The sequence below is a fragment of the Companilactobacillus sp. FL22-1 genome (genome assembly GCF_043951805.1).
GTDB lineage: Bacteria > Bacillota > Bacilli > Lactobacillales > Lactobacillaceae > Companilactobacillus.
Map to the genome: position 1 here is coordinate 1 of NZ_JBINJY010000039.1, position 614 is coordinate 614.

Below are 614 nucleotides of genomic sequence, written 5' to 3' on the forward strand. Positions count from 1 at the left end.
ACGGTCGTTCAGCGCATAAAATATCATTAAATTTATGAGAATAGTATAACATCAAACTAATCATGAAATGAAGAGCCTTTAACAAATAATCGAGATAATTTCCTTTCTTTCGCAATCTTATATACAGTACGGTCTGAGACATTGCACATAGAGGCTACCTGAGATACGGTAATATCGGGGTTGCAGTATAACTTAGCTATCTTATCCTTTACCTTATTGTCTAGTGCAGGTCTTCCCAACATTTTGCCATCCAATTTAGCTTGTCGCAGTCCCTCTCTAGTACGCTCACGTAAAGTATTAACTTCAAACTCACTGAACATAGCCAACAATTGCATCATCAGAACACCCGTTGGTGTTGAGGTATCAATATCATCTTTCAACGATTTAAAGGCTATATTGTTAGCTTTTAGGTCTTCGAGAATACTTAATAATGAAGACATCTTACGTGATACTCTATCTAACTTAACAACCACAAACGTTACTTTATACCCTTGCTTTGACAGCCTTTTACAATATGTTAAAGCCTTTTTAAATTCAGGTCGATTATCTTTGCGACCAGAAATTTTTTCACTATATATAACACTAATATTATTGTCTGTAAGTATCCTCTTTTG

Annotated in this window: 1 protein-coding gene; it reads right to left on the minus strand. The window is 34.9% G+C overall.

The features are described from left to right. Positions 1–56: 56 nt before the first annotated feature. On the minus strand, positions 57–614 hold a 558-nt coding region (locus ACG72T_RS12560; protein WP_395266474.1), incomplete at its 5' end, for a recombinase family protein.